Source organism: Arthrobacter sp. BGA-UO-ETr-C19, from assembly GCF_059568005.1.
On sequence record NZ_JCAQPC010000023.1, the window covers coordinates 595,480 to 601,562 of the forward strand.

Genomic DNA, 6,083 nt, shown 5'->3' on the forward strand with positions numbered 1-6,083 from the left:
ATGGCCATGGAAATCAACGGCGCGCCAGTGCAGGCGCAGCCGCGGCCAGGCCAGTGCCTGCGCACGTTCCTTCGGGAGCAGGGCAACTTCGGCGTGAAGAAGGGCTGCGACGGCGGCGACTGCGGTGCCTGCACCGTGCACGTGGACGGCACCCCGGTGCACAGCTGCATCTACCCGGCCGTGCGCGCGGAGGGCCACGCGGTCACCACGATCGAGGGACTCGCAGCCACGAACCGGACTTCCACCAGCGAGGGAGCTGACCTGCACCCGGTGCAGCAGCAGTTCCTGGACCGGCAGGGCTTCCAGTGCGGCTTCTGCACCGCGGGCATGGTGATGACGGCGGCCACATTCGACGACGCGCAGAAGGAAAACCTGCCGCGCAACCTCAAGGGCAACCTGTGCCGGTGCACCGGATACCGGGCTATCGCGGACGCCATCTGCGGCCACGAAGGCCACCCGGCGGCGGAAGGCCCCGGCTCGGGGATCGCCGGCGAGGGGCAGCCCGCCCCGGAACCCGGCCGGCTGGGGGACGACGTTCCGGCCCCAGCCAGCCGCGCGGTGGTCACGGGGCAGGCGCGCTACACGCTGGACGTCCCGGCCGAGGCGCTGCCCGGCCTGCTGCATATGAAGCTCGTGCGTTCACCGCATGCGCACGCCCGGGTCGTATCGATCGACACCGCGGCGGCCATGGAGGTGCCGGGAGTGGTAGCCGTGCTCACCGCCGGGGACGCCCCGGACCAGCCGTATTCCAGTGCTCAACACGAGCTCTACACCGACGACCCCGACGACACCCGGCTGCTGGACACCGTGGTGAGATTCCGGGGCCAGCGGGTGGCCGCCGTCGTCGCCGAATCGGTGGGGGCGGCGGAAGCCGGCGTCCGCGCCGTCCGCGTGCAGTATGAGGACTTGCCCGCGGTGTTCAGCCCGCAGGATGCCATCCGGACCGGCGCGCCGGCGCTGCACGGGGACAAGGATTCCGGTACGGCGCGGATCGCCCGGCCAGAGCGGAACATCGTGGCCGAGCTGCACTCCGAACTCGGCAGCGTCAGCGACGGCTTCGCGGCCGCCGACTTCATCCACGAGCAGACCTACCGCACCCAGCGCGTCCAGCACGTCGCGCTGGAAACCCATGCCTCCATCGCCTCGGTGGACGACGACGGCAGGCTGCAGGTGCGCACCTCCAGCCAGGTCCCGTTCCTGGTGCGCCGCACGCTCTGCCGCGTGTTCGGGCTGCCCGAGGACCAGGTCCACGTGGTGGCGGGCCGGGTGGGCGGCGGCTTCGGCGGAAAGCAGGAGGTCCTGACGGAGGACATCACCGCGCTCGCGGCCCTGAAACTGCGGCGGCCCGTGCAGCTGGAGTTCACCCGGACCGAGCAATTCACCGCCAGCACCACGCGGCACCCGTTCACCATCAAGCTCAAGGCCGGCGCCAGCGGTGACGGCAGGCTCACGGCGCTGCAGCTGGATGTCCTCACGAACACGGGCGCCTACGGCAACCACGCCCCCGGGGTCATGTTCCATGGCTGCGGCGAGTCCCTGGCCGTCTACAAGTGCGCCAACAAGAAGGTCGATGCGCGCGCCGTCTACACGAACACCGTGCCGTCCGGTGCCTTCCGCGGCTACGGGCTCAGCCAGATGATCTTCGCCATCGAGTCGGCCATCGACGAACTGGCCGCGGGCATCGGCATGGACCCGCTGGAGTTCCGCCGCCGCAACATGGTCCGCGAGGGCGACGACATGCTCTCCACCCATTCCGAACCTGAAGAGGACGTCCACTACGGCAGCTACGGGCTGGACCAGTGCACGCGGCTGGTGCAGGACGCGCTGGAACGCGGCCGCGAACGCTACCGGGCCGCCGGCCTTGACGATCTGGGCCCCGACTGGGTCACAGGCGAGGGCACAGCGCTGTCCATGATCGACACTGTGCCGCCGCGGGGCCACTTCGCGCACTCGAAGCTCCGGCTCCTGGCCGACGGAACTTATGCGGCCGACGTCGGAACCGCCGAATTCGGCAACGGCACCACCACGGTGCACGCACAGCTGGCGGCCACGGCGCTGTCCACCGTGGCGGCGCGGGTCGCCGTCCGGCAGTCCGATACGGACCTGATCGAGCATGACACCGGCGCGTTCGGCTCGGCGGGCACGGTCGTCGCCGGAAAGGCCACGCTGGCCGCCGCGGAGGAACTGGCCGTCCGGATCCGGGCGTTTGCCGCCGGTGTCCGGCAGATCCAATCATCCGGATGCGTGCTCGACGGCGACGCCGTCGTCTGCGAGGGAATCCGGGTGCCGCTTACTGAACTGTTCGGCGCCGCCCGACAGGCCGGCGTCGAACTGGAGGCAGAGGGCCGCTGGGGCGGCACACCGCGTTCAGTGGCCTTCAACGTCCACGGTTTCCGCGTGGCCGTGAACACCGGGACCGGTGAGCTGCGGATCCTCCAGAGCGTGCAGGCGGCGGACGCCGGCGTCGTGGTGAACCCGCGGCAGTGCCGGGGCCAGATCGAGGGCGGGATTGCCCAAGCGCTGGGTGCCGCCCTCTACGAGGAAGTTCGGGTGGATGACGCCGGCCGGGTCACCACTGACATCCTCCGGCAGTACCACATCCCGTCCTTCGCCGACGTGCCGCGCAGCGAGGTGTACTTCGCCGCTACCAACGACGCGCTGGGACCGCTCGGGGCCAAGTCCATGAGCGAGAGCCCCTTCAACCCCGTGGCTCCGGCGCTGGCCAACGCCATCCGCAATGCCACGGGCGTGCGGTTCGCCGAGCTGCCGATAGCCCGGGACAAGATCTACCTGGGGCTGAAGGCGGCGGGACCCGTTCCTGGCAGCGTTCCCGCAGGTAGCGTTCCCGCAGGTCCAGGCAACGCGGAGTCACTTTGCGCCCAATGAACCGCAGCCGGAGGGCGCGAAGTGACCCCGCGTGGGGTTGGCAACATATAGTCGGGGGATGGAACAGCGCATCTTAGGCAAGACCGGACGGAACGTTTCAGTCGTTGGACTGGGAACCTGGCAGCTCGGCGCGGACTGGGGCAACGTTGACCCGGCACAGGCGCAGGCCATCCTCGCGGCCTCGGCGGAGGCCGGCGTGACCTTCTTCGACACGGCGGACGTCTACGGGGACGGCCGCAGCGAGCAGGCCATCGGAGCGTTCCTCGCCGACAACCCGGGCACAGGCATCACGGTGGCCACGAAGATGGGCCGCCGGCTGGAGCAGCGCCCGGAGAACTACAACCTCGCCAACTTCCGCGAGTGGGTGGACCGTTCGCGGCGCAACCTGCGGACCGAGGCCCTGGACCTGGTCCAGCTGCACTGCCCGCCCACCGCCGTGTACAGCCGGGCAGAGGTGTACGACGCCCTGGACACCCTCGTTGCAGAGGGTGCCATTCAGAACTACGGCGTCAGCGTGGAGCGGACCGACGAAGCACTCGAAGCCCTGCGGCACGAGGGCACTGCCTCCGTGCAGATCATCCTGAACGCCTTCCGGCTCAAGCCGCTGGAGGAGGTGCTCCCCGCCGCGAAGGCCGCGGGCGTGGGTATCATCGCCCGGGTTCCGCTCGCCTCCGGGCTGCTGTCCGGAAAGTACACCAAGGAAACTACGTTCGCCGCGGACGACCACCGCAACTACAACCGCGCCGGGAACGCCTTCGACGTCGGAGAGACCTTCTCCGGGGTGGACTACGAGCTGGGGCTCAAAGCGGTGGCCGAGTTCGAACAGCTGGTACCGGAGGGCTCCGGCACCGCGCAGGCCGCGATCGCGTGGGTCGCCGCGCAGGACGGCGTCACGTCCGTCATTCCGGGTGCCCGTTCCGTGGAGCAGGCCAAGGCTAACGCAGCTGCGGCCGGCACGGAACTCAGCCCGGAGTTCGACGAAGGCGTGCGTTGGATCTATGACCACTACTTCCGCGAGGCTGTGCACCCGCGCTGGTAAAGCATGGCCTCATCGTCGATCGAAGACTTCATTGACCGGCTGGCCGCCATCGAAACCGGGCCGGGATGCACCAACTTCTTCGACCACTCGGCGCCCGCCAATGCCCTGCGCCGGCAAAACCTGTTGGTCTACCTGACCGACATGCTGGACCGGGCCCCGAAGGTGCTGCTCGTGGGGGAGGCGCCGGGCTTCCGGGGCATGCGGATCACTGGTGTCCCGTTCACCAACCGCACCATGTTCCAGGGGCCGGCCAATCCCTTTGGGCTGTTCGGTTCCGGGAAAGGGTATGTGCTGCCGCCGGAGGCTGCCGGCGTCGCCGCCGAACCGACGGCCACGGTGATGTGGGAAGTTCTGGCCGAGCTCGGGTTCCTCCCGTTGCTGTGGAGTGCCTGCCCCTGGCATACGCATGTGCCGGGACGGCCGCTGTCCAACCGCACGCCCACACCCGCGGAAGCTGCGCCGGGCACCCCGTTCCGGCAGGCCCTGACCCGGATCTTTCCCATCGAAACTGTGCTGGCCGTGGGAAACGTTGCACATACCAGCCTCCGCCGCAGCGGCCTGGACGTGCCGAAAATCAGGCATCCGGCCCACGGCGGGAGGGCCCGCTTCAAGCAGGGACTCCAGGAGCTTCTGGCGGCGGGGATGGTTCAGTGACTGCCGGCCGCGCCGCCCTCGCCCGCAGCTGAAGTAGCCCAGTTAGCTGAACTAGCCGAGCAGGTGCAGCTGGTCCGGGGTGTCGAGGTCTTCGCCGCCGGACTGGCCTGAACCTGGTGGCGGCGTGCAGTCCACCAGGTCGATCAGCTCCGGGTGGGCCTGCAGGAAGAACCGGGCACCAGCGTCTCCGCCCGCCGACGCCGCGGCTTCCGCCCGCAGCGTTGCGTCGAGCAGCAGCGGGTGGCCCCGCCGGAGCTTGCCGGAAGGATCGGCGTAGGCTGCGGCCGTCACCCGGCCCGGCCTGTGCGCCCGCAGCAGCCGGGCGACGGTTTCCGCCGTCAGCCCTGGCTGGTCCACGAGGGCCACCAGCACGTGGTCTTCCTGGCGCGCGCCGTCCAGCCCCGCCTGGAAGGAACTGCCCATTCCGCCGGCCCACTCCGGGTTTTCCACCACGGTGTGCCGGGCCAGGTCGGTCCGGCCGCGGACGTCCCCGGCGCCCGCGCCGAGCACCACCACGACCTCCCGGCAGCCGCCGTCGAGCAGCACGTCCGCCAGGACCTCCACGAGGGTGCGGCCGCGGAAGGGAAGCAGCGCCTTCGGGCCGCGGCCCAGCCGGGTGCCGGCACCCGCCGCCAGCAGCACGCCCGTGGTGTCGGATAGCGGTGACGCGGTCATGGGACCACCCTAGGCCACGTGGGTGGGCGTCCCGACCAGACGTTCAGCCGGGGCGGTCGGACCGGATGCGGGCGGGATACTACCCGGTAGTAGGGGTGGTTCGTCCAGTGAATGGCGGCTAACGTCGGATATGTCGTGTTGGCAATTGGGGGTCGTAATGGCGGCTGCAACGGTGCAGCTGGCGGAAGGAGCATATATGGCAGGATCATTCGTAATCGAGACGGCGGGCGCGGGACAGTACCGGTTCAGGCTGACTTCAGACGACGGAACCGTGGTTGCCGTCTCGCCCAGCTTTCCCAATATCAAGGCAGTTGCCGCGGGGATCACGGCAGTCCGGGAGAGCGCAGCAACAGGCTTCGTCGTCGACCGCAGGCGTCCCTGACCTAATCAAGGCCCGACGGCGGCCCCCACCATCAGGTGAGGGCCGCCGTCGTTTTTTGTATGTTGTTAGTTCCCTTGGTTGAGCTGGGCCCACGCCCGCAGGGTTCCCTGGCCGAGCTTGCGAGGCGAGGGGGCGGGTGGGGAAAAACTCGGTCTCGGCGGGGCTCCACCAGCCAGCAGGGCGTCAGGAGTCGCCGCCGGCTCCTCCTGTTGTTCCCGCTGTAACGTCCAGGAGTTTGTAGCGGTCCATGGCGTACGACGGCGCGCCCTCCTGCACCTCGCCCCTCGCCGCCAGCAGCTGGAGGGTTTTGACGACGATCGAGTGGGTGTCGTTTTTGAAGTAGCGGCGGGCGGCGGCGCGGGTGTCGGAGAAGCCGAAGCCGTCGGCGCCGAGGGTGGCGAAGTCGTTCGGGATGAACTGCCGGATCTGGTCCGGGACGGCCTTCAT

6 protein-coding genes are annotated in these 6,083 nt (G+C 69.5%); 4 read left to right on the forward strand and 2 right to left on the reverse strand.

Annotated elements, in window-relative coordinates; translation table 11 throughout:
- From AC57BR_RS18870 to AC57BR_RS18880, 3 genes are read left to right on the forward strand one after another with little or no spacing between them, the layout of a single operon-like run.
- A complete protein-coding gene (locus tag AC57BR_RS18870; protein WP_496363319.1) occupies positions 1–2,886 on the forward strand; it encodes a molybdopterin-dependent oxidoreductase in 2,886 nt (961 codons plus the stop codon).
- 58 nt (positions 2,887–2,944) lie between these two features.
- Positions 2,945–3,925 carry an aldo/keto reductase gene (locus tag AC57BR_RS18875; RefSeq protein ID WP_496363321.1) on the forward strand — a complete coding sequence of 327 codons (981 nt, stop codon included), beginning with the start codon at positions 2,945–2,947 and terminating at the stop codon, positions 3,923–3,925.
- Between the two features lie 3 nt (positions 3,926–3,928).
- Complete coding sequence (locus AC57BR_RS18880) at positions 3,929–4,579, forward strand: uracil-DNA glycosylase (RefSeq protein ID WP_496363323.1); 651 nt, start codon at positions 3,929–3,931, stop codon at positions 4,577–4,579.
- A gap of 51 nt (positions 4,580–4,630) precedes the next feature.
- Here AC57BR_RS18880 and nboR read toward each other — a convergent pair whose 3' ends face one another.
- Complete coding sequence (gene nboR, locus AC57BR_RS18885; protein ID WP_496363325.1) at positions 4,631–5,254, reverse strand: nicotine blue oxidoreductase; 624 nt, start codon at positions 5,252–5,254, stop codon at positions 4,631–4,633.
- Positions 5,255–5,450: 196 nt separating this feature from the next.
- On the opposite strand from nboR, the gene AC57BR_RS18890 reads away from it, so the two are divergent.
- On the forward strand, positions 5,451–5,636 hold the full coding sequence (locus AC57BR_RS18890) for a YegP family protein (RefSeq protein ID WP_496363327.1): 186 nt from the start codon (positions 5,451–5,453) through the stop codon (positions 5,634–5,636).
- A gap of 183 nt (positions 5,637–5,819) precedes the next feature.
- Here the strand turns inward: AC57BR_RS18890 and AC57BR_RS18895 are convergent.
- The coding region (locus tag AC57BR_RS18895) for a hypothetical protein (protein ID WP_496363329.1) at positions 5,820–6,083 on the reverse strand (264 nt) is incomplete at its 5' end.